Source organism: Streptomyces sp. NPDC002776 (genome assembly GCF_053592195.1).
Genome location: NZ_JBSFVG010000009.1, coordinates 280536 through 302417, shown reverse-complemented (window position 1 = coordinate 302417; position 21882 = coordinate 280536). Strand labels below are relative to the sequence as shown.

At 74.3% G+C, this 21882-nt stretch carries 13 protein-coding genes; 6 read left to right on the top strand and 7 right to left on the bottom strand.

The features are described 5' to 3' along the window. Positions 1 to 208: 208 nt before the first annotated feature. Positions 209 to 499 (top strand): DUF6355 family natural product biosynthesis protein, encoded by a 291-nt coding sequence (locus ACWD11_RS20575; RefSeq protein WP_451284600.1) that lies wholly within the window; start codon positions 209 to 211, stop codon positions 497 to 499. A 57-nt stretch (positions 500 to 556) separates the two neighbouring features. Here the strand turns inward: ACWD11_RS20575 and ACWD11_RS20570 are convergent, their stop codons facing one another. Then, complete coding sequence (locus ACWD11_RS20570; protein WP_389417709.1) at positions 557 to 1735, bottom strand: hypothetical protein; 1179 nt, start codon at positions 1733 to 1735, stop codon at positions 557 to 559. A 284-nt stretch (positions 1736 to 2019) separates the two neighbouring features. On the opposite strand from ACWD11_RS20570, the gene ACWD11_RS20565 reads away from it, so the two are divergent. Next, a complete protein-coding gene (locus ACWD11_RS20565; protein ID WP_451284598.1) occupies positions 2020 to 3573 on the top strand; it encodes an MFS transporter in 1554 nt (517 codons plus the stop codon). A gap of 54 nt (positions 3574 to 3627) precedes the next feature. Here the strand turns inward: ACWD11_RS20565 and ACWD11_RS20560 are convergent, their stop codons facing one another. The 5 genes from ACWD11_RS20560 to ACWD11_RS20540 all read right to left on the bottom strand — a co-directional run bounded on the left by ACWD11_RS20560 (position 3628) and on the right by ACWD11_RS20540 (position 16926). Next, positions 3628 to 5616, bottom strand: a complete 1989-nt coding sequence (locus ACWD11_RS20560) for a hypothetical protein (RefSeq protein WP_451284596.1) — start codon at positions 5614 to 5616, stop codon at positions 3628 to 3630. Further along, positions 5613 to 9665, bottom strand: coding sequence for a DUF5682 family protein (locus ACWD11_RS20555; RefSeq protein WP_451284594.1), 4053 nt, complete (start codon positions 9663 to 9665; stop codon positions 5613 to 5615). The genes ACWD11_RS20560 and ACWD11_RS20555 overlap by 4 nt, the downstream gene beginning before the upstream one ends. 5 nt (positions 9666 to 9670) lie before the next feature. Beyond that, the gene (locus ACWD11_RS20550) at positions 9671 to 10840 is read right to left on the bottom strand and encodes an ATP-binding protein (RefSeq protein ID WP_451284593.1); all 1170 of its coding nucleotides are present in this window, start codon (positions 10838 to 10840) and stop codon (positions 9671 to 9673) included. A 285-nt stretch (positions 10841 to 11125) separates the two neighbouring features. After that, positions 11126 to 16075: a hypothetical protein gene (locus ACWD11_RS20545; protein ID WP_451284591.1), complete on the bottom strand. Its 4950-nt coding sequence runs from the start codon at positions 16073 to 16075 to the stop codon at positions 11126 to 11128. Beyond that, positions 16072 to 16926 (bottom strand): DUF4132 domain-containing protein, encoded by an 855-nt coding sequence (locus ACWD11_RS20540; RefSeq protein WP_451284589.1) that lies wholly within the window; start codon positions 16924 to 16926, stop codon positions 16072 to 16074. Before ACWD11_RS20540 ends, ACWD11_RS20545 begins: the two co-directional genes overlap by 4 nt. Before the next feature lie 154 nt (positions 16927 to 17080). On the opposite strand from ACWD11_RS20540, the gene ACWD11_RS20535 reads away from it, so the two are divergent. From ACWD11_RS20535 to ACWD11_RS20520, 4 genes are read left to right on the top strand one after another with little or no spacing between them, the layout of a single operon-like run. Further along, the gene (locus ACWD11_RS20535) at positions 17081 to 17743 is read left to right on the top strand and encodes a dienelactone hydrolase family protein (RefSeq protein ID WP_451284630.1); all 663 of its coding nucleotides are present in this window, start codon (positions 17081 to 17083) and stop codon (positions 17741 to 17743) included. Between the two features lie 28 nt (positions 17744 to 17771). Next, positions 17772 to 19490 carry a DNA polymerase/3'-5' exonuclease PolX gene (polX, locus tag ACWD11_RS20530; RefSeq protein ID WP_451284587.1) on the top strand — a complete coding sequence of 573 codons (1719 nt, stop codon included), beginning with the start codon at positions 17772 to 17774 and terminating at the stop codon, positions 19488 to 19490. 10 nt (positions 19491 to 19500) lie between these two features. Further along, positions 19501 to 19926, top strand: coding sequence for a CBS domain-containing protein (locus ACWD11_RS20525; protein ID WP_451116758.1), 426 nt, complete (start codon positions 19501 to 19503; stop codon positions 19924 to 19926). A 27-nt stretch (positions 19927 to 19953) separates the two neighbouring features. Further along, positions 19954 to 20394 (top strand): RpiB/LacA/LacB family sugar-phosphate isomerase, encoded by a 441-nt coding sequence (locus tag ACWD11_RS20520; protein ID WP_389417720.1) that lies wholly within the window; start codon positions 19954 to 19956, stop codon positions 20392 to 20394. A 25-nt stretch (positions 20395 to 20419) separates the two neighbouring features. Here ACWD11_RS20520 and paaK read toward each other — a convergent pair whose 3' ends face one another. After that, complete coding sequence (paaK, locus tag ACWD11_RS20515; protein WP_451284585.1) at positions 20420 to 21733, bottom strand: phenylacetate--CoA ligase PaaK; 1314 nt, start codon at positions 21731 to 21733, stop codon at positions 20420 to 20422. Positions 21734 to 21882: the final 149 nt, after the last annotated feature.

Genomic DNA, 21882 nt, shown 5'->3' with positions numbered 1-21882 from the left:
ATGGGGTATGGCGCGGGCGCAGGATCGACAACCTCTGGGCCGCCTTGAGTCCTCGTCAACCGATCGGCGCAACGACAAATCGATACGCCGGGTGAAGAGGACCACCACTTGATCAACTCGGCGGCGGGAAGCGGTGATCCTGGCTCGGCATTGATCATCGGATCGGCCGCCGGCCCGGGGCCCGGTCCCTCACCGCATGGAGTTTTCCTTGTCTGTTCGTCGATTCGTGACCGGCGCCCTCGGCAGCGCGGCCCTCGTCCTCTCCTCCTTCGGCGTGGTCGCCACGGCCGCCGGTTCCGCCGTCGCCGACCCGTGCGGCTTCTTCGAGACCGGCTCCGACGCCTACTACCACCACTGCACCTCGGACGGCTCCCGGGTCGTCATCAAGGTCGAGGCCGCCTGGGCCCCCGACTACGAGCGGTGTGTCGCCCCCGGCAAGACCTGGCTGGGCTCCTCCTCCAAGATCGACGGCGCGTACTACCTGGGCCGCACCTGCTGATCGGGGAACACCCGCACGGGGGCGGACGGGCCTTGCGGCCGGTCCGCCCCTCGCGGTTCAGCAGATGGTCTGCCGGCTGTTGACGAGCGTGTTGTTGCGGAACGTGGTGTTGGTCCCGCAGGGGTTCTCGTTGATCGCCGAGTTGGTGACCGTGAGGTTCTGGATGGTGATGTCGGAGTTGTTGGGGAACTCCGAACGGGCCGCGAGCCGGATCTCGCCGCCGCCGGTGACGCTGCCGCTCTGGGCGGCGATGTTCACGTTGGTGCAGTTCTCGATCAGGATCGCGTTGTTGCCCGTGTTCGACAGGTTGACCCGGTCGATGACCGCCCCGCCGCTCTCCGACACACAGAACACCCCGCGTCCGCCGCCGCGCGCGATCACCTCGCCCACCCGGATGTTGGTGGGATACGAACTGCCCACCCGGCCATTGCGGTTGGCCATGCGGAAGGCCGCGTAACCGGTGCCGGTGCCCGCGCCGTCGGCGTCGACCCTGGTGACGGTGGCGTTGATCGTCTGGTTCAGGAGCAGGCCCGAGTGGCCCACGTTGCGGGCGGTGACCGTGCCGACGGTGAGGCCGTCCACGCCGTACGTCTCCACCGCGTGGCTGCTCGCGCCGGACACGTACACGCTGTCGATGCGGACGTTGCGGGTCCACTGGCTGGTGTCGCCGCGGTTGTCGATGCGGACCCCGAGCCCGGCCGACAGGCGCATGTCGATCTGGCCGAGCACGACGTTCTGGACGTTGCGCATGAAGATGCCGTAGAGCGGTGCGCCGGTGACGTTGAGATGCTGGACCTCGATGTCGCGGACGCCCCGGGCGTAGACCGGGGCCTGGTCGCCGGAGCCCGATCCGGTGACGTTGATCGTGCCGCAGACGTCGAGGACCGTGTAGCTGGGCAGGGAGACCCGGGACCCGGCGCTGATCGACCCCGAGCCGCGTACGACGACCCGTTCCTTCGATGTGCGGCCCGCCGTCAGGCTGCTGACGGCGGCCTGCATCGCCGCGCGCATGTCCGTGCCGGTGTAGACCACGGAACTGCCGCGGCGGGCGGTCCAGGTGCTGCCGCTGAGCACCGCCTCCGCCTGGTAGGTGCCCTCACCGCAGGCCGCGGCCGGCTGCGGTGCGGCCGCGGTCGCGGGCTCGGACAGTAAGGCGGCGCCGGTGAGCAGGGCGGTGGCGCAGGCTGCGGTGACAACGGCGCGCCTGCGGCGGGCTGTTGCGGCTCGGTGTGCCATCTCGGCTTCTCCTATGGGGGGTTGGGGGCGCGGGGACGCGCCTTGGTCACCTGCGGTGTGGAATACGCGGTGATTGAATCGATTCACACACGGCGCGTGACATAGCAAGCGTTTTCTGCGATGGCCCGGGAGTGTGCCAACGGCCCTCCCGAGCGTCAAGGGGGTGCGGTTGATCGAGTGGTGACCGCCCGGGCACCGGCGTACGGTCGAACGGTGGACCGACGGTGGACGGAGCCGTTCACCGACCCCTCACGAGGGTGCAAGCCCCGAGAGTGCGACACGACATGAGCTCTAGCCCGCAGCCCACATCCCCGCGGACCACCGCCAAGGAGAACGGCGGTGGCGGGAACGCGATGGCCCTGTTCGTCATCGCCTCGTGCCAGCTGATGGTGGTCCTGGACATCACCATCGTGAACATCGCGCTGCCGGACATTCAGCGCTCCCTGGACTTCTCCACCACCAGCCTGTCCTGGGTGGTCAACGCCTACACCCTGACCTTCGGCGGCCTGTTGCTCCTCGGTGGCCGGGCAGGAGACATCCTCGGCCGACGGCGGGTGTTCATCTTCGGCGTGCTGCTCTTCGTGTTCGCCTCCCTGCTCGGCGGGTTCGCCCAGAACGAGCCCCAACTCCTGGCCGCACGTGCCCTCCAGGGCGTCGGCGGCGCCATCGCCTCCCCGACCTCCCTCGCCCTGATCAGCACCACCTTCCGCGAAGGCCCGGAACGCAACCGGGCGTTCGGCGTGTTCGCCGCCGTCTCGGCGGGCGGTGGCGCGATCGGCTTGCTGGCCGGCGGCATGCTCGTGGAGTGGCTGAACTGGCGCTGGGTCCTCTTCGTCAACGTCCCCATCGGACTGCTCATCGCGCTCGCCACACCCCGCTGGATCAAGGAGTCCGAACGCCACCCCGGCCACTTCGACATCACCGGCGCCCTGACCTCCACCGCGGGCATGGTGCTGCTGGTGTACGGCTTCATCCGGGCCGCGCAGGACGGTTGGCGCGACCCGCTGACCCTGGCCTCGTTCGCCGCGGCCGTACTCCTCCTCGCCGCGTTCATCCTGGTGGAACGCCGGTCCACCCAGCCCATCACGCCGCTGCACATGTTCCTCGACCGCAACCGCGCGGGCACCTACGGCATCATGCTGTGCCTGGCCGCCGCGATCTTCGGCATGTTCTTCTTCCTGACCCTCTTCGTGCAGAACGTGCTGGACTTCAGCCCGTTGCAGGCCGGGCTCGCCTTCCTGCCGGTCAGCGCGGTCATCGCGATCGGCGCCGGTCTCGCGTCCAAGTTCCTGCCCACGTACGGGCCCAAACCCTTCATGGTGGTCGGCGCCATCCTGGCCGCGGCCGGTCTGAGCTGGCTGACCCTCACCGACGTCAACTCCACCTACGCCGGCAGCGTCCTCGGACCGATGCTCGTCTTCAGCCTCGGCATGGGCATGGAGTTCGTCTCGCTCACGCTGATGGCGCTGTCCAACGTCTCGGTCCGGGAGACCGGCGCGGCCTCCGGGCTCCTCAACGCCACGCAGCAGGTCGGCGGCTCGCTCGGCTTGTCCATCCTGGTCACGATGTTCGGCACGGCGAGCAGGAACGAGGCGGACAAACAGGTACCGGACTACCTCGCCCAGGCCACCCCCGCCGAACGCCTGCGCTTCGAGCGCACCGGCGAGCTGCCGCCGCCCTGGTCGGACGAGGTGCTCACCGCCGGAGTCTCCTCGGCCTTCATCACAGCGGCGATCTTCACCGTGGTCGCGGCGCTGATCGCGGTGCTGGCCATCCAGGTCCGGCCGTCCGACCTGGAACGGCTCAAGGGCGGGGGAGGGATGCCGGGGCCGGTGTGAGGGAATGCCGGGACCGGTAGGAGCGACGCTGGGACCGGTATGAGGGATGCCGCCTCACGCCAGGCCCGGCTCCGCTCCCCAGGCCGCCGCGCACAGCGTCCGCTCCACCTCGGCCGTGTAGTGGGCCGCACCCAGCCAGGCTCGGGCGAAACGATCGGCGTCGGCAGGGATCAGGCGGCCGAAGGCATCGCGATCCCGGTCCGCGGCCGCCGCGTGCAGCTCCTCCAGCAGGTCCCCAGCGGTGGCGAGACCGAGGCGGCCCAGACGCCGGGCGTCGGAGGCGCTGTCGCCGGGGAACGCCAGCACCCGGCGGCCCCCCGAGGCGGCCTGTTGCACTCGGCGGCGCAGCAGGTGCAGCGGGGGTTCATCGGGAGGGGATGCGGCAACCGCCGGTGCGGGAGCCGTGGGTGCGGTGCCGGGCAGGTCCGCGTGCTGGAGGCGGTCGAAACCCAGGTCCACGCGGGCGTCGGGGTCGGCGGGGTGGGCCGTGCCCAGCAGGAAGGCGCGGGCGTGCGGGGCGGGGGAGAGACGTGCCACGACGCGCAGCCGGGCGCCCGGCGCGGCGGCCAGCAGCCGCAGGTTGTCGCGGTCGGGAAGCGCCGGATGGTCATGGGCGGCGGCAAGACGGACCGTCAGACCGCCGCAGTCGGCTAGCAGACAGTCACCCGCCGCCTCACGGACCGTGCCGAGCAGCGTGATGTCCAGGAACAGCAGGTCGTGCCCGTCCTCGGACAGAGCCCGCAGCGCCTGCTCGGCAACCGGCACGGCCCACAGCCGGTGCAGCGGATCGCCGTCCCACGCCACCCCGGCCGCGCGCACCGCCCGTACCCCCTTGCCCGCGCCCAGCCGCCCGGTCGGCGACACCGTCGCCCCGGACACCGCGAGCCCCGCGCGGGACAACTCCCGGTGCGTCAGCGCGGTGTCTCCAATGCGTACGGCACGCTCGGCGGCGCCGACCGCGCGGCCCGCCCCGCCCGGCGCGACGTCGGACACCGTGTACAGGCGGCCCTGCGCGTCGGCGGTCCAGGTCACGGCGCCCGCGTAACCGGTCGCCGTGAGGACCGGCTCCGAGAAGAGGCCGTACAGCCGCAGGGAGCCGTCCGGGGTGTACGGCTGCCGCACGCTGCCGCGCAGCGCCGCCAGTTCGGGGCCGGTGGCGCGCGGCAGGCGGTGCGCGGCGCTCAGCACGGCGTGGAGCGCGGTGACGAGGTCGGCGAGGCGGTACGACGGATCCGCTCCGCGCGCCGCGCGCAGCCCGGTGACCACGGCGACCGCGGCCGCGGCGGCCCGGGGCAGCCCGGCGAGCCGCGCGGTGTGCGCCGCGCGCAGCAACTCCGCCTGCACGACGGCCCCGGCGCCGTCCGTACCGGCGTCGAGCACGGCGGCCGCCGCGGCGCGCAGGGCGTGAACGGCGGTGAGTTGGCCGGGGGTTGCGGTGGGGTCGGGCTCCGGTGGTGGTGCTGTGGACGTCGCGGGGGCGGGGTTCGGCGGGGCTGGCGGGGTCGTCGTGGGGTTGGGATCCGGTGGCGTTGTGGTGTTCGACGTCGGGAGGGGATCTGGCGGTGCTGCTGTGGTCGTCGTGGGGGCGGGGTTCGGCGGGGGTGCCGTGTCCTCTGTGAGGTCGGAACTCGACGGGCCTGCCGAGCCCGTCGTCGGGTCGGGATCCGGTGGTGCTGGCGTGGCCGCCGCCGGGTCGGGATCCGGTGGCGCTGCCGTGGTCGCCGTCGGCTCCGCGGCGTCGTCCGGGGCCGGGGCGTCCGCGACAGGTGCCGCCGATGCGATCGCGGCCCGGTGCAGACAGGCCGGCGCCAGCAGGCACCCGCACCGGATCGCGTCCGCGCTGCTCACCACCCCGCCCGGCGCGTGCAGTTCGAGGTCGGTGTCGTCGTCCACGGCCACGCGTACCGTGTCGCCGTTCACGACGGCCGGACGCCCGGCCAGCTTGGCGACACCCGCGTCCAGCCGCTTGCGCAGCCGGGGCGACAGCGCTTCGACCAGTTCTGCGGTCACATCCGGCGCGACCGGCGGAAGGCCCGGGCTCATGCGATCTTCTCCCCTACCCAGCGGGCGAGTTCGAGCGGACTGAGGGCGGCCACCGGCATGCCCGCGGCGACGAGCTGTCCCGCCACGCCGGTGGAGTAGCGGGGGCGGCCCGCGTCGTCGAGGCTCGCGCAGCCCAACACCTGGCAGCCGGCCCCGACCAGGGCGCGCACCTCGGCTAGCAGCCCGCCGAGCGGATAGCCCTCCTCGAAGTCGCTGACGACCACGACGAGCGTCCGCGACGGCACGGTCACCAGCTCCCGCGCGTGCCGCAGCCCCGCGGCGATGTGCGTGCCGCCGCCCACGCTGACCTCCAGCAGCAAGGACAGCGGGTCGTCGACATGGCCGGTGAGGTCGATGACCTCCGTGGAGAAGGCGAGGAAGTGCGTGGACAGCGTCGGCACTCCCGCCAGCACGGAGGCGGTGAGGGCGGCCCACACCGTGGACGCCTCCATCGACCCCGACACGTCCGTGACCAGGATCAGCCGCCAGTCCGCGGCCCGCTTCGCCCGCGTACGGAACACCGGCCGCTCGGGGACGACCACGATCCGCCCGTCCGGGCCGCGCCGCGCCGTCGCCAGGTTGGCGCGCAGGGTGCGCGGCAGGTCCAGGCCCCCGCCCGGCCGCCGCCCCGGCCGCGGCAGAGCCGTACCGTGCAGGGCCGGTCGCAGCCGCGTGGCCAGCTCCCGGGTCAGCGCGTCCACCAGACGCCGCACGAGCGGGCGCAGTGCGGCCAGCCGGGCCTCGGGCAGTCCGCCCGCATGCCGCAGCACCGTCCGCAGCAGATCCACCGAGGGCCGCGCACGCTCCGGATCGAGATCGGCCAGCACATCGGTCCGCCCCGACGCCGCCGCTGCCGCCAGCACCTCCTCCCGGATCCCCGGCCCGAACAGCGCCGCCAGTTCCTCGGACCACTCCCGCACCCCGGGATAGGGGGCCTCCCGACCGCCGCCACGGCCGCCCGCGCCGGGCAGCCCGCCTCGACTGCCCTCACCGCGCCCGGTGCCGTACAACTCGTCCAGCGCGGTCGCCAAACCGGCGGCGGAACGCGGCAGTTGATCGGTGCGCCGGCCCAGCACGAGCCGCCAGCGGTCGGCGGGGGAGAGGCGGTCATCCTCCAGGACCGGAGCGGTCCCGGGCTCTTCGGGCGCCGCCGGAAGGGCTAGTGGCGCCACCGGGTGTGATTGTGGCGCCACCTGGATGGATCGTGCCGCCACCGGGACTGATCGTGCCGCCGCCGGAGGGGCAGCCGACGCCGCCGGAGCGGCAACCACCGCCGGAAGGGCAGCCGACGCCGCCGGGAGGGCTCGCGGTGCCGGCAGCAGCCCCAGCCCCTCCAGCCCCGCCCGGGCCACCAGATCCGCGCGGGTCCAGGCGGCGAGCGCGGCGGGCTCCACCGCACCGATGTCGGTCACGTCTGCCGTGCCGCCCAGCCGCTCCTCGACGGCGGACAGCAGGCGTTCACGCGCCGCCGGGCTGAGCGTGTCGAACCCGCCCCGCAGCGCGGGCAGGCGGTCGAGGAACGCCCGGTCGGACACCTCCACCACCCGGCTCAGCAGCGGCTCCAGCGCGGCCGAGGCCGACTCCAGGAGCGGTCCGGCCGCGGTCAGTACGCCCGTGAGGCGCGCGGTGAGATCAGACCGGGACTCCGGCCCGGTCGCCGAGTCGACCCAGGAGGCGATACGGCCGCCCAGCGTGCCGGGCGCCTCGTGTCCGAGCAGCACCCGTACGGCCCCTGCGGCGCCCCGCATCAGCGGCGAACCGTCGGCGGCCAGCCGGGCCAGCGCGTCGGCGAGCCGGATGCCGCCCAACTCGTCGGCACGGTGGGCCAGTTCGAGCAGGGCGTGGGCGTCCGCCGGGTCCTCGGAACCGGTGAGCCCGTCCACCTGTCGCACCGCGGCGGACGTCAGCAGCTCGGCCACGGCGGCGGCCCTCGCCGTACGGTCCTCGTCGGCGCCGAGCCCCGGGATGTGACCGGCGCGCAGCCGGTCCGACAGGGCGAGGGCGGCGAGGAGTTCGGGGAGGGTGCCGGAGTGGGGCAGCACGTCGGCGACATCGGCCAGCCGTTCGTCCGCGAGGGCGGGCAGTCCGCACTCCGCCGCCTCCCGCAGCCCCCGCAGCGTCTGCTCGGCCGTACTGCCGCCCTCGTCCCGCTCCGTGCGCCGACGCTCGCGCAGCACACCCTCGGCGGCCTGCGCCGCCGTGACCCCGCGTACGCCCGCCGCGGTCAGCATCGCCGCCGTGGCGGGAGTCCAGCGCACCTCCCACCGCGAGGTGAGCGCCTCGGCCCCGCCCGCCCCGGCCACCTCCTGGGCCCGCCCGTACGGCACCCCGCACACCGTCAGCCGCCGCAGCAGCACCTCGCGTCGGCGGTCCAGATCCGACCGCAGCGGATCCAGCCGCAGATCACGCGGGGCGCTGCCGTGGCCCGGGCCGGGCAGTCCGAGCGCGGCCACCTCCGACTCCACCGCCGGAGCGAGGCCGCTGCGCGGTGCGCCGGGCGCGGGCCGGCCGGTACGGGTCCCGACGAGGACGCGCTCCATCGCCAGGGCGACGGCCCTGCCCCGGCCGTACGGCTCGCCTTGCGCGAGCACCGTCTGCACCGCCTCCGCCAACTCGCCGCGCCCTGCCGCGGGCAGCCCCCGCAGCCGAGCCAGATCACCGGCCAGCCGACTGATCTCCCGCGCGTCGGCGGGCCCCGACGGATGCCCCAGCGACCGCAACGCGGCACACACCTCCACCGCCGCGCGGGTCAGCGCCTCCTCCAGCGCGGCGGGGTCCCCGGCCGCGCGCAGCACCAGGTGCTGCCACTCCGGGTCGCGGATACCGGCCGGGTAGCCGGACCGTTCGTCCAGCAGGGCGTAGGTGTACGGGATGAGAGAGGTGATCCAACTCCCGCCCGCCGCGGGCGCGTCCAGCTCCGGGGCGGGCTCGCCCGCGGTCAGTGCCGGGGCATGGAACGCGCCGACGACCAGCGCGGCCCGCGCCCCGTCGGCGGTCGCCGCCGCCAGCCGTGCCCGCATCCACCGCTCGCGCCGCAGATCCAGCTCGGGCACGCCCCCCGAGGCCGCCGCGTCCTCGCGCAGCGCCCATCCCGTCAGCAGCGCCGCCCGCCGCAGCGCCTCCGGCGGCGAGCCCGGCGCCGTGGCCTCCACGAGCCGGTCCCACAGATCGTCCCCCGAACGCCCGGTGAGCCGGGCCCGCAACGCATCGGCAATCCCAGGCCCGACACCCACCGACCCCGCCGACCCCACCGACTCCGGACCGACGGAGACCGGTCCCGCCGTATCGCGCCCCTCGGGGCCGCCGGAGGCCGGTCCCACCGGCCCGCGCCCTTCGGGGCGAACGGACGCGGGTCCCGCCGTATCGCGCCCCTCGGGGCCGCCGGAGGCCGGTCCCACCGGCCCGCGCCCCTCGGGGCGAACGGACGCGGATCCTTCCGAACCGCGCCCCTCGGGGTCGACAGGCGCAGGCCCGACCGCACCGCTCCCCTCGGGGCGGACGGGCACGGCTCCCGCCGTATCGGACCCCCCGGGGCCAACGCCCGTCGGCCCCGCCGCATCGTGTCCCCCCGGACCGATGGGCGCCGACCCGACCGCACCGCGCCTGCCTGGGTCGATGGACGCCGGTCCCGCCGAACCGCGCCCGCCCGGACCGGCGGACGCCGGGCGCAGCGCGGCTTGTCCCGCTCCCCATGCCCGGTCGGCCAGAGGCAGGTCGCAGGCCAGGACCGGGATCCCCCGCCGAGCCGCCCAGCGGATCGCGGCCAGCTCGGGGGAGAAGTCGGCGAACGGGTAGAACGCCGGTCCGCCGCCCCCGTCCGGCGGCGCTGCCGCTAGGGCGACCGGGGCGCGGGTCTCCTCGTGGCCCAGCCACGGCAGCCACTCCTGCATCTCGGCGGGGAGCTCGACGAGCACCACGTCCGGCTTCGCCGCGTCCAGCAGGGCGGGCACCGCCGCTGCCAGGGACGGCGCGTGGTGCCGTACGCCGATGAGGTACGGCCCCGCCGGATCGGTCAGGGCCGCCACGGCCTCGTCGGGGGAGAGGGGCATGACCGTCAGCCCTCCAGCACCGTGCGCAGGTCCCACAGGGTGCGCCAGGTGGCGGAGCCCTGCTCGGCGCGCCGTCGGACCGGGCCGTCCCAGTAGCCGCGCAGCCGGGCCGCGTCGGCGGGGTCGTCCTTGCGGACCACCCCGAGCAGATGACCCGGCAGGAGCCCGAGAACATCGCGGTCGCCCGGGAAGTACGCCGCCGCGAGACCCAGCGCGCCCGCCACCGACACCGCCTCCGCGGTGCTCATCACGGTGGACGGCCGCTCCACCTCCCAGCCCTCCGCCGACCGGCCCTCCCGCAGGTCCCGGAAGGCGGTCACCAGGGCCTCCAGCACCGCGTCGTCGACCTGGAAGGCGGCACCCGCCCGCTCCACGGACGCCCGCGCCTGACTGCGCACCAGCGCGGTCTCGGCGTCGAGGTCCGCGATCGGTCCGACCGTCTCGAAGTTGAAGCGGCGCTTGAGCGCGGCGGACATCTCCGAGACGCCCCGGTCGCGCAGGTTGGCGGTGGCGATGAGGTTGAAGCCGGGCGCGGCATGCGCCAACGCATCCTCGCCGCCCGCCAGTTCGGGTACGGCGATACGCCGCTCGGAGAGCAGGGAGACCAGCGCGTCCTGCACCTCCGGCAGACAGCGGGTGACCTCCTCCACCCGGGCGATGGCGCCCCGCGACATGGCGGTGAGCACCGGCGAGGGCACCAGCGCCTGCCGACTGGGGCCCTGGGCCAGCAACAGGGCGTAGTTCCAGCCGTACTTGAGCTGGTCCTCGGTGGTGCCCGCGGTGCCCTGCACGACCAGGCCGCTGGTGCCGCACACGGCGGCCGACAGCAGCTCGGACAGCATGGACTTGGCGGTGCCGGGCTCGCCGACCAGCAGCAGCCCGCGCTCTCCCGCGAGCGTGACGACACACCGCTCGACCAGCGCCCGCTCGCCGACGAATTTGGCCGGCACCGTCAGGCGCCGCGGCACGCCGTCCGGTACCTCGGCGGTGTCGGGCAGCTTCAGTGCCTGGCCGCCGCTGCCCATGACGAACGTGACGACGGCCCGGGGCGTGAGGTGCCAGGCGGGCGGACGCGGCCCGTCGTCGTACGCGGCGAGGAACGCCAGCTCGGTGGCGTGCAGATCCTCGGGCGGGACGATCTGGCGGGCCGGGGCGGAGGGCAGGGTGGAGGTCATCGGCGGCGATTCTTCCGGTCCGTGGGCGTGTGGCTGGCGTGGGGCTTCCGGTCGGCGGGCGTGGGAATGGCCTGGTGCCTCCGGCTGGCGGGCGTGTGGCTGGCCCGGTGCTTCCGGTCGGTAAGCGTGCGCGTGGCCTGGTGCTTCCAGCCGGTGGGCGTGTGGCCGGCCTGGTACTTTCGGTCGGCGGGCGTCGGAGTGGCCCGGTCCTTCCGGTCGGCCGGCGTCTGGCCGACCTGGTTCTCCCGGCCGGTCGGCATGTGCCCCCGGCCAGTCGCGGGGTCGTCATCGGCGGCGTCCCCTCCGCGTGATCAGCTCCTCGTACGCCGGTGCGTCGCCGGCGCGGACCCGTTCCCAGGCGCGGGCGAACAGTTCGGGCAGCGGGAGGTGCGGCACGGTACGCATCCGCTCGGGTATCGCGTACAGGCCCTCCTTCCAGCTCTCCACCGGCAGCGCGGCGCCCTTGAGGTCGCGCCAGCCTCCGGGCAGGAAGAGGGCGCGCCCGGCGCGCGGCCGCTTGGCCTCGACGACCAGGCCGGTCGCCGCCAGTTCCACGCGGGCCTTCTTCAGCCGGGCGGGCTTCCAGCCGGTCCAGCGGGCGCAGTTGCGGTCCGTCGGGTCGGGCAGGGCGAGCAGCTGGAGGTAGAGCGCCGCCGCGTCCTCGCCCAGGTCGTGGGCCGCGGCGACCTCCGTGACCAGGTCCGGCACGCTGACCATGGGGTCCTGGGCGTACCCGGCGGGGCCGTCGGCGGCGACGGCCCGGGCGAGGACGTCGCCGAGGAGTGCCCGCAACCACCCCAGTCCCGCGCCGCGCTGGGGTCCGACGAGCCCTTCCAGGAGGCCGAACACGGAGTCGTCCGGCCCGGTCAGGCCCGCGGGGCGGACCAGGGTGATCTCGCTGTCCCCGTGCCAGGGCCGCAGCACCAGCGCCTCGCCGACGCGGATCTGGCCCTGCGCGTCGGCGCCTCCGGTCTCCGCGAGCCCGTACGCCTTGCGCACCTCCACGGCCGTGGGGCCGCCCTTCTCCGTCCACTCCACGCCGAGCGGGAGCACCAGCTCCGGGTCGGCGAACCGGCGGCGCAGCGCGGCGAGGCTCTCCGGGAGAACGGGGCGCAGGGGGTGCCCGTAGGGGAGGGCGTAGGCGAGCGAGGCCAGGGCGGCCACGGCGCTGCCCAGGTCGTAGTGGCTGGGCAGGGCGGACGGGTCGTCCGGGACCCAGCTGCCGTCCTTGTCGGGGCGCAGGGCCGTGGTCCGGCTGATCCAGCGGGTGCGCCCGGGGTTGAGGACCACCCCGGCGGAGGCGGCGGGCAGTCCGGCGAGGTCCGCCGAGAGTTCCTCGGGCACCCGGACGACGGAGCCGAGCCGCTCGGCCCACACCCGGCCCGCGCCCTCCAGGTCCGGCCCGGTCGACCACAGGTCGGCGGGGTCGGCGGGCAGCAGGGCGCCGAGCAGTGCGGTGCGGTCCTCCGTGGTGAGCGAGTCGAGCATGCTGTTCGCCTGGTCCATCCGGCGCGGCTTCAGGCCCATGACGGCGAGCGTCTGCGCGTCGTGATCACGCGGCTGGGCGGCCAGCAGCACGGTCGCCTGGAGCGGCCCGAGCCCGCCCCGCGTCACGGCGGCGAACGCCTCGGGCGCCTCGGCCCGCCAGGGAGCCGCGCCCTTGTCCCGGATCAGCCGGGCGACCGCGGCGAGCCCGTCGGCGGGGAACCCCTGGCCGTGCCGGGTCTCGCGCTCCAGGGGGAAGTGGGCGATCGCGCCGAACCGGCCGGACGGATCGTGGTCCAGGGCCAGCCAGTTCACCCTCCCGCGCGCGGTGTCGATGTTCTGGCAGCCGAGAATGACGACGGTACGGCCGTCCCGGCGCAGTACCTGGCCGACGCGGTGCTGGTTGTCGCGCGGCTCGCCGAGGAGGACCTCGCGCAGGCTGTCCCCGGGTGCGGCGAGCGGTCCTTCGGCGAGGGCCTCGAACAGCAGGAGCAGCGCCTCGCGCTGGGCCTCGGACACCGTCGGCAGGGCGGCGCGGTAGGCGAGCGGGCGCAGCACGCCCAGCAGCGACGGCCAGATCATGCCGATGCCGGGGACGGTGTGCTCGTCGCTGGTCCAGCCGTCGCCGAGCGGGGCCGGCCGTCCGGGTTCGGCGGACAGCGGCTTGCCGTCGGCGGGCTGTCCGGACAGCACGTGGTTCACCGCGCGGATCTGGCGCAGCGCGGTCCACTGGCGCTGGCTGCTCCAGCCTCCCCACAGCCCGGCGATGCCACCGGCGGCGCTGTTCAGCGTCCGGTCGTCGCCGTGCTCGGGGTGGTAGTCCGCGAACATGCCCTCGGTGCGGCGGCGGTCCGGGCGGTCCCGCTCGACGGGCGGGGCGGCGAGGGCGGTGGCCGACTCGGTGAGCCGGAGTGCCGCACGGACCAGGGCGGAGACGCCCAGCAGCAGCCGCCCGTCGGTGACCTCGGGCAGTGCCGACGCGACGGCCCGCACCAGGACCTCGTCGGCGGAGGGGAGCTTGCCGCGGGCCTCGGCGTCACCGGCCGCCGCGAGCTGCGCCCGGTGCTCCGCCAGGGCGGCGGTGTCGGCCCGCAGCAGGCCGGCCGCCCGCTCGTCGCTCAGGGCGCGCAGCACCGCCGAGGCCCGCTCGTCGCGGGGGCGCAGCGCGTGCCAGAACGCCACCGGAGGTACGTACCGGCTGCCGGCGGCGAACTCGCTGCCGCGCTCGCCCACGGTCACCCGGCCGAGCAGCCCGCCGTCGGGCGCGAACAGGCCGATCTGCCCGCCGGTCATCGCGACCACCGGCGCGGCGCCCCCGGGCAGCCGCAGGCAGCCCAGCGGAACGCCGCGGGTGCGGCGCAGGACCGCGGTCCGGCCGTCCGGTGTACCGGCGGTCGTCACCGCCTCGCCGCCCGTCCCCGCGGTGCGCACCCAGCGGCCCAGGACCGTGCCGTCGGTGCCGAACGGGCTCTGCTCCAGCCCCGGTTGCAGGGGCAGGACCTCGCACAGGCGCTGCTCCAGCCGGGCGTCCTCCCGGACGGCGGACCGCAGGAAGGCGGGCAGCGAGGCACGCCCGTGCGTGCCGGTCGCCGGGTCGTACTCCAGCCACACTTCCTGCCGCCCCTGCCGGCCCTCGCGCCAGCAGGTGGTGCCGTCGCCGATGACGGCACGGCCGGCGGGCAGGACGGTGTCGCCGGCGTGCAGGGTGCGGCCGCCGGTGGCCCGGCCGCCGCCGGGCAGCGGGATCGAGGGGTAGCCGAGGTGACGACCGTAGCCGTAGCCGAGCTGTTCGCCGCCCAGGGTGAACACCTCGGACGGCCGGGCCGACCAGTAGCCGACCTGCTTGCCCTCCTGCCGCCACATCACCAGCAGCTCGCCGTCGGTCCAGCGGAACTGCGGGCGGTTCCAGCGGTCCAGCTCGACGGGCAGCCGCAGATCGTGCTCGAGCAGCACCTTCTCGGGCCCGACGACGACCGCCTTGTGTCCCCGGGACAGGATCAGTGCGGGCCAGGCCTCGCCGACCGCCAGCTCGTCGTGGTGGCCCTTGCCGCGGGTCTCCGTGTCGAGCAGCCGCAGGCCCTCCTCCAGGGCGGGCCAGCCCAGTTCGTCCAGGATGCCCGCGCGCAGGGTGCGCGCCAGCACCGGCGTGACGTCGTGGGCGGCGACACGGGCGACCGCCTCGGCGTGGACACGGGCGGCCACCGGACGGAAGGGCCGCATCCGCTCCAGCGCCGTGCGGGCCGCGGGCAGGCCGGTCGCCCCGGTGTACTCGGCGGCCGAGTCGGCGAGCCAGTCGCGCAGCACCTCGCCCAGTACGGGATGCCCGGCGACCGGTTCCAGCACGCCGGACAGGGCATGGTCGCCGCTCAGGGTGCCGATCGCCTCGTACAGCAGCCGCCGCAGCCGGGGGTCGGCAGCGGTGGCCGTCAGGTCGCGGCGGCCGGCGCGCTCGTCGCGCAGCCACCGGTCGAGCCCCAGATGGACCCGGGTGTCCTCGTCCGGCATCGCCAGCGGCACGTCCTGCGCCGCGCACAGGTCGAGGAGGTCCGGGTCGGCTCCGGCGTGCCAGCGGCCGGTGAACAGGTCGACCGGCCGGGCGTCGGCGCGCAGCCGGTCCGCCATGCGCGCGACCAGCGCGAGGGTGGCGGGGGAGCGCCAGGAGACCGCGGCGCCGTGCTTGCGGTGGGTCGCCCAGCGGCCGAGCCAGTCCGCCGCGTCGACCGCGCCCGCCGCTTCGGCGTCCTCGCCGGTCAGCAACCGGTCGGCGCCGGTCTCCGCGAGCAGCCCCAGCCAGAACTCGTCGTCCTCGACGCTGCGGCCGAGACCGCTCGGCATGATCTCCAGCAGCCGCACCCGTACCGCCGGGCGCTGTTCGGCGAGGACGGTCAGGGTGGCCCGGTAGGTGTTCCAGAAGGAGGCCGGGGCCCGCACGGCGGCCGGGGAGGCGATCAGGTCGGCGACCAGCTCGCACTCCTCGGTGACCCGGGACAGCCCGGCCGCCTTGATCAGGCTCCGTGCGTCCTGCGGCAGCGAGGCGTACGGCGGCATGCCGGCCGCGCAGCGCTCCACCGTCAGCTGCCGGTACTGCGCCCACGCCTCCCGCGGGTCCAGCCGCCGGGCGAGGTCCTTCACATGCTCCTTGAGGGCCTTGACGGTCAGCGCCCCGGCGAAGGCGAACTCCAGGAACACCGCCCGCTGCCGGTCCTCGTCCACGGCAAGCGCGTGCACCCGCTCGGCCTCGCGCGCCTTGCCGAAGAAGGCCGCCGCGTAGGTGGTGTTCTCGTGCTGGAGGAAGATCCGGGCCGCCTGCTCGTAGAAGGTCGGCAGGAAGTGCGGGACGGCTCGGCCGAGCCGTTCGCCGAGCTCCTCGAAGCCCTCCTTGGCGGTGCCGGGGCGGGACTTGGCCTGGCGGGCGAGCCGTTCGACGTCCTTGACGAGGGCCAGGGCGTGGTGGCCGTTGGCCGGGTCGTGGACCAGTGCCCAGGCCGGGAAGCCGAGGGTCTCGCGGCGCACCTGGCCGATCTCGGGCGCCTGGGGCTCGCGGGCCAGCCCGAGGAACTCCAGGGCCAGGTCCTCGGCCTCGCCGAGGGTGCCCGGGACCAGCCGGACCACACGCCGGTCGTCCAGTGCGGGGTGGGTGTAGGTGCGGACGGTGAGGGTGTCCGCGTCCTCGCGGGCGGTGGTGCCCGGCGGCAGGACGGCGCCCGCCTCCAGCAGCGCGGCCGCGGTGGTCTCGTCGTACGTGCTCATGCGGCCTTCTCCTCGTCCTCGATGTCGCGCCCGGCGTACAGCGCGGCCGCCATGCGCATCCCCTCCGACCAGGCCACCGGCCCGACCTGACCGAGCCTCAGCACCTTGCCGCTGCCGTCGGTCCAGGTGAGCGGGCCGGTCTCGGTCTCCAGGTAGGTGTCGTAGTCGCCGATCCAGACGCGGGCCTCGAGCGCGCGGCCGTCCTCGCGCAGCGAGCAGACGGCGTCACCGCCGCGGACGCGGTAGCCGAGCTGGGTGGTCCTGCCGTGCAGGAACCGCAGCTCCTTGAAGGCCCCGCCCGCGTAGTCCTCCACGGCCGTGGCATCGGCGTCGAGATCCGCGGGGCCGTGCCATACCTCGCGGAACAGCTGCTGGGCCCGCTGCTCGACGCCGAGTTCGACGGCGAACTCGCGCAAGTCCTCCAGGTCCTCCAGCAGCACCGGGTGCGGGATGCGCACGAGTTCGGGGCTGATGCGCACGGTGTCGCCGTCGAGGTCGACGAGCCCGAGTCCGCGGTCCGGGTCGGCGTCCCGCAGGAAGCCGGCGACCGCGCCGTCCGGGCCGGTGACCACGAGGTCGCGCAGGGCGTGCTGCCAGGCCGGGTCGGGCCACACCCGGGCGACGACCGTCAGTGGCACCGGAAGCGAGCGCACCATCCAGCGCTCCACCTCGGTCAGGCACTGCCGTTCGTGCCGCTCCAGCCACTCGGCGAGCTGACGCAGCCCCACCAGCGCGGGCTCGTCCGCGAGTTTGGCCGGCACCGACTTCAGCCGTCGCCCGGCCGCGTTGCGGCACACGACCTTCCCCGCGTCCAGAGCGACCTCGTAGTCGCCGGCCGTCACCCACCCCACAGGTGCCTCCCCGCACTCAGTGATCAAGTGACGGGAACTCTAGGCGTGACCACTGACAACGCCCCGCCGGGGCCTTGGCCTCTTCGGGAACCGGTCACCGGCAGGCCGGTTGCGCGGCCGGATCGGAGGAACCCGGGGAGCGGAGGCGATGGTGATGATCTCCCATTCGGTCGTGGTGCCCGCGGGCCCGGGCATCGAACTGGCGGGCGACCTGGTCCTGCCGGGCTCCGCGCGCGCGGTGGTGCTGTTCGCGCACGGCAGCGGCAGCTCCCGGCACAGTCCCCGCAACCGGCAGGTGGCCGCCGCGGTGCGGACGGCCGCGCTCGGCACCCTGCTGATGGACCTGCTCAGCGAGGAGGAGGAACGGCGGGACGAGCTCACCGGCGAGCACCGCTTCGACCTTCCGCTGCTGGGCGGGCGGCTGGTGGCCGCGATCGACTGGCTGGCGGAGCGGGGCGACACCCGCGGGCTGCTCGTCGCCCTCTTCGGTGCCAGTACCGGGGCGGGCGCCGCCCTGATGGCCGCCGCCGAGCGTCCCGCGCGCGTGCTGACCGTGGTCTCCCGGGGCGGACGGCCCGACCTGGCCGAGGACGCCCTGGACGCCGTACGCGCGCCCGTGCTGCTGATCGTGGGCGGTCGGGACCGGGAGGTGCTGCGGCTCAACGAGGAGGCGGCGCGGCGGCTGCGGGTGCCCTGCACGCTGCATGTCGTGCCCGGCGCGACCCACCTGTTCGAGGAGCCCGGCGCCCTGGACGAGGTCGCCGACGCGGCCCGCCAGTGGTGCGCCGACCACGTCCGGGCCTCCGCGGGCGACTGAACCCGCGCCGCGTGCCTACCCTGAACGTGTGGCTCGGGCCAACGACGAGGTCGCCGCGCTGTTCCAGGAGTACGCGGACCTGATCTCGATCACCGGAGGAGACGCGTTCAGGGCACGCGTCTACGAAAAGGCGGCCCGGGCGATCGGCGGCCACCACACCGACGTCGCCCGGCTCGACGCCACGGGCCTCAAGGAGATCCCCGGGGTCGGCACCTCGATCGCCGAGAAAGTCACCGAGTACCTGACCAGCGGCAGCGTCGGTGCGGTCGAGGAACTGCGCGCCAGGATCCCGGCCGGAGTGCGCCGGCTGACGGCGATCCCCTCCCTCGGCCCCAGGAAGGCCCTGATGCTCTACGAAGAGCTGGGCATCTCCTCGATCGACGAGCTGGCCGACGCGATCCATCAGGAGCGGCTGCGCGATCTGAAGGGCTTCGGGCCGCGCACCGAGGAGAAGCTGCTGCACGGCATCGATCTGCTGCGCGCCTCCGGCGGCCGGGTGCTGATCGACGTCGCCACCGGGCTCGCCGAGGAGGTCGTCGCCGCGCTGTCCGGGGTCGGCGGCGTGTGGCGGTGCGCGTACGCGGGATCGCTGCGGCGGGGCCGCGAGACCATCGGCGACCTCGACGTCCTGGTCACCGCCCGCACGCCGGGGCCCGTGATGCGGGCCCTCACCGACCTGCCGTACGTCTCGGAGGTGATCGCCCGGGGGGAGAAGAAGACCTCCGTGCGCACCGACCGGGGGCTCGCCGTCGACCTGCGCGTCGTACCGCCGGATTCCTGGGGCGCGGCCCTGCTGTACTTCACCGGCTCCAAGGCGCACAACATCCGGGTCCGGGAGATCGCCGTCCACCAGAAGCTGAAGCTGTCCGAGTACGGCCTGTTCGACGCCGAGAGCGGCAAGAAGATCGTGTCCCGGACCGAGGAGGACGTCTACGCCCGGCTCGGGCTGCCGTGGATCGCGCCCACGCTGCGCGAGGACCGCGGGGAGATCGAGGCGGGGCTGCGCGACGAGCTGCCCGAGCTGGTCACCGAGGCGGACGTACGGGGCGATCTGCACACCCACACCGACCTCACCGACGGGCTCGCCTCCCTGGAGGACATGGTCGCCGCGGCCGCCGAACGCGGTTACGCCTACTACGCGATCACCGACCACGGTCCCGACCTGTCCATGCAGCGCATGACCGACGAGCGGATGCTCGCCCAGCGCGAGCAAGTGCGAAGCCTGGATGCCGGGCGGATGCGGCTGCTGCACGGGGCCGAGCTGAACATCGGCCCCGACGGGGACGTCGACTGGCCGGAGCAGTTCCTGGCCGGCTTCGACCTGTGCGTGGCCTCGGTCCACTCGCACTTCGACCAGGGGCGGACGGCCCTGACCCGCAGGCTCGTGCGGGCCTGCGAGAACCCGTACGTGCACATCATCGGCCACCCCACCACCCGGCTCATCGGCAGGCGGGCGGGCATCGACGCCGACCTCGACGAGGTCTTCGCCGCCTGCGCCCGCACCGGCACGGCCCTGGAGATCAACGCCCACCCGGACCGGCTCGACCTCGGCGACGAGCACATCCTGCGGGCCAAGCGGTACGGCGTGCGGTTCGCGATCGACAGCGACGCGCACGCCGTGCCCCACCTGGCCAACCTGCGCCACGGCGTGGCGACCGCCCAGCGCGGCTGGCTCACCGCGGACGACGTGATCAACACCTGGACCCTGACCCGTCTGCGCCGCTTCCTGCGCAAGGAACGGCCCTAGGAGGTGCCCCATGACCCACCGGATACGTGACGTGATGTCGCCCGGAGCCGTGGCCGTCGAACCGATGACCACGGTGGAGAAGGCGGCCCGCGTGATGAGCGAGCAGAACCTCGGCGACGTCCTGGTCGTCTACGACAGTGATCTCTTCGGAGTGCTCACGGACCGCGACATCGTGGTGCGGGCGATCGCCGACGGCCGCGACCCGCACACCACCGCGGTCGGGGCCGTGTGCAGCCGGCCGCCCGTCGTCACCGTGGGCCCCGAGGACAGCACCGACCACGCGATCGAGTTGATGCGCCGGCACGCGGTACGGCGGCTGCCGGTGGTGGAGCACGGGGGCTGCCCGGTCGGCATGGTCAGCCTCGGCGACCTCGCCGTCACCGAGGACCCGCACACCGCCCTGGCGGACATCAGCCGCGCGACCCCGAATCACTGACGGGGCGGGCCGAGTAGGCTCGCGGACATGCGGATCTCCGTCTCCTCCGACATGGACGAACCCGTGGCCCGCCTCCTCCTCGCGGAGCTGGAGCGGCGCGGCCACCAGGTCGTGCCGCACGGTGCGCTGCGGCCCGGGGAGGACCCCCAGTGGGCGGTCTGCTCCGCGGCGGCGGCCCGCGAGGTCGCCGCCGGTACGGCCGATCAGGCCGTGGTCTGCTGCTGGACCGGCACCGGCGCCTCCATCGCCGCGAACAAGGTGCCCGGCGTACGGGCGGCCCTGTGCACGGACGCCCCCACGGCGGACGGCGCCCGCCGCTGGAACGACGCCAACGTGCTCGCCCTCAGCCTGCGGCTGACCTCCGAGCCCCTGCTGAAGGAAATCCTCGACGCCTGGTTCACGGCCGAGGCCAGCCAGGACGCCGAGGATCTGCGGAACGTGGCCCACATCGAGCGGCTCGACCGGTAGCTCAGGACCCGGGGCGGCAACTGACCTATGCCTGGCGGAGATCCTTCACGCGCTTCAGTTTGCCGAGCGAGCGCTCCAGGGTCTCCGGCTCGACGATCTCCACCTCGACGCTGACCCCCACGCCGTCCTTCACGCCTTGGGCGATGGCGTCGGCGGCGGCCCGCCGCTGGTCGGGGCCCGCGTCGGGGCGGGCCTCTACGCGGACGGTGAGGTGGTCCATCCGGCCGCGCCGGGTGAGCCGGATCTGGAAGTGCGGGGCCACCGCGGGGGCGCGCAGCACGATCTCCTCGATCTGGGTGGGGAAGACGTTCACCCCCCGCAGGATGATCATGTCGTCGCAGCGTCCGGTGACCTTCCGCATCCGGCGGAAGGCCGGGCGGGCGGTGCCCGGCAGCAGCCGGGTCAGATCCCGGGTGCGGTAACGGATGATCGGCAGCGCCTCCTTGGTGAGCGAGGTGAACACGATCTCGCCCTCCTCGCCCTCGGCCATGATCTCGTCCGTGACCGGGTCGACGACCTCCGGGTAGAAGTGGTCCTCCCAGATGTGCAGCCCGTCCTTGGTCTCCACGCACTCCTGCGCCACGCCCGGACCGATCACCTCGGACAGCCCGTATATGTCGACGGCGTGGAGGCCCGCGCGCTCTTCGATCTCACGGCGCATCTCCTCCGTCCACGGCTCGGCGCCGAAGATGCCGACCCGCAGAGAGGTGTCGCGGGGATCGACGCCCTGCTTCTCGAACTCGTCGAGCAGGGTCAGCATGTAGGACGGGGTGACCATGATGATCTCGGGCCGGAAGTCCTGGATGATCTGCACCTGGCGTGCCGTCATGCCGCCGGAGGCGGGGATCACCGTGCAGCCGGCCCGTTCGGCGCCGTAGTGCGCGCCGAGTCCGCCGGTGAACAGGCCGTAGCCGTAGGAGATGTGCACCTTGTGGCCGGGGCGGCCGCCGGCGGCCCGGATCGAGCGGGCGACCACGTCCGACCACATCGACAGGTCGTTCTCGGTGTAACCGACGACCGTGGGGCGGCCGGTGGTCCCGCTGGAGGCGTGCACGCGCCGCACCTGCGACATCGGCACGGCGAACATGCCGAAGGGGTAGGTGTCCCGCAGGTCGGCCTTGGTGGTGAAGGGGAACCGGGCGAGGTCCGCAAGCGTGCGGCAGTCCTCGGGGGTGACCCCGGCCTCGTCGAACTTCTTGCGGTACAGCTCGACATGGTCGTACGCGTGCCGCAAGGTCGCCCGCAGCCGGTCGAGCTGGAGTTCCCCGAGCTGTTCGCGGGTGAGTCTTTCGCCGTCGTCCAGCAGGTCGTGGGGGAGGGGTTCGCCCAGGTTGCTCATCGGGACTCCTTCGTCGGCATCTCCACCACCTCGTGCCCCGACCGATCATTCGGTCAGCATGCGGCACCGGTCAAACAACCAGTCGGTCCGGTGGCTGTCAAGGGCGGCGAAGGGTCTTGCCGGAGGGCCGGAAAGGCGTCACACTGATA

Coding starts and splice junctions, on each gene's coding strand:
- ACWD11_RS20570 (WP_389417709.1), bottom strand. CDS start 1,735: ATGGCACACCGAGCCGCAACAGCCCGCCGCAGGCGCGCCGTTGTCACC.
- ACWD11_RS20565 (WP_451284598.1), top strand. CDS start 2,020: ATGAGCTCTAGCCCGCAGCCCACATCCCCGCGGACCACCGCCAAGGAG.
- ACWD11_RS20560 (WP_451284596.1), bottom strand. CDS start 5,616: ATGAGCCCGGGCCTTCCGCCGGTCGCGCCGGATGTGACCGCAGAACTG.
- ACWD11_RS20555 (WP_451284594.1), bottom strand. CDS start 9,665: ATGCCCCTCTCCCCCGACGAGGCCGTGGCGGCCCTGACCGATCCGGCG.
- ACWD11_RS20550 (WP_451284593.1), bottom strand. CDS start 10,840: ATGACCTCCACCCTGCCCTCCGCCCCGGCCCGCCAGATCGTCCCGCCC.
- ACWD11_RS20545 (WP_451284591.1), bottom strand. CDS start 16,075: ATGAGCACGTACGACGAGACCACCGCGGCCGCGCTGCTGGAGGCGGGC.
- ACWD11_RS20535 (WP_451284630.1), top strand. CDS start 17,081: ATGATCTCCCATTCGGTCGTGGTGCCCGCGGGCCCGGGCATCGAACTG.
- ACWD11_RS20525 (WP_451116758.1), top strand. CDS start 19,501: ATGACCCACCGGATACGTGACGTGATGTCGCCCGGAGCCGTGGCCGTC.
- ACWD11_RS20520 (WP_389417720.1), top strand. CDS start 19,954: ATGCGGATCTCCGTCTCCTCCGACATGGACGAACCCGTGGCCCGCCTC.
- paaK (WP_451284585.1), bottom strand. CDS start 21,733: ATGAGCAACCTGGGCGAACCCCTCCCCCACGACCTGCTGGACGACGGC.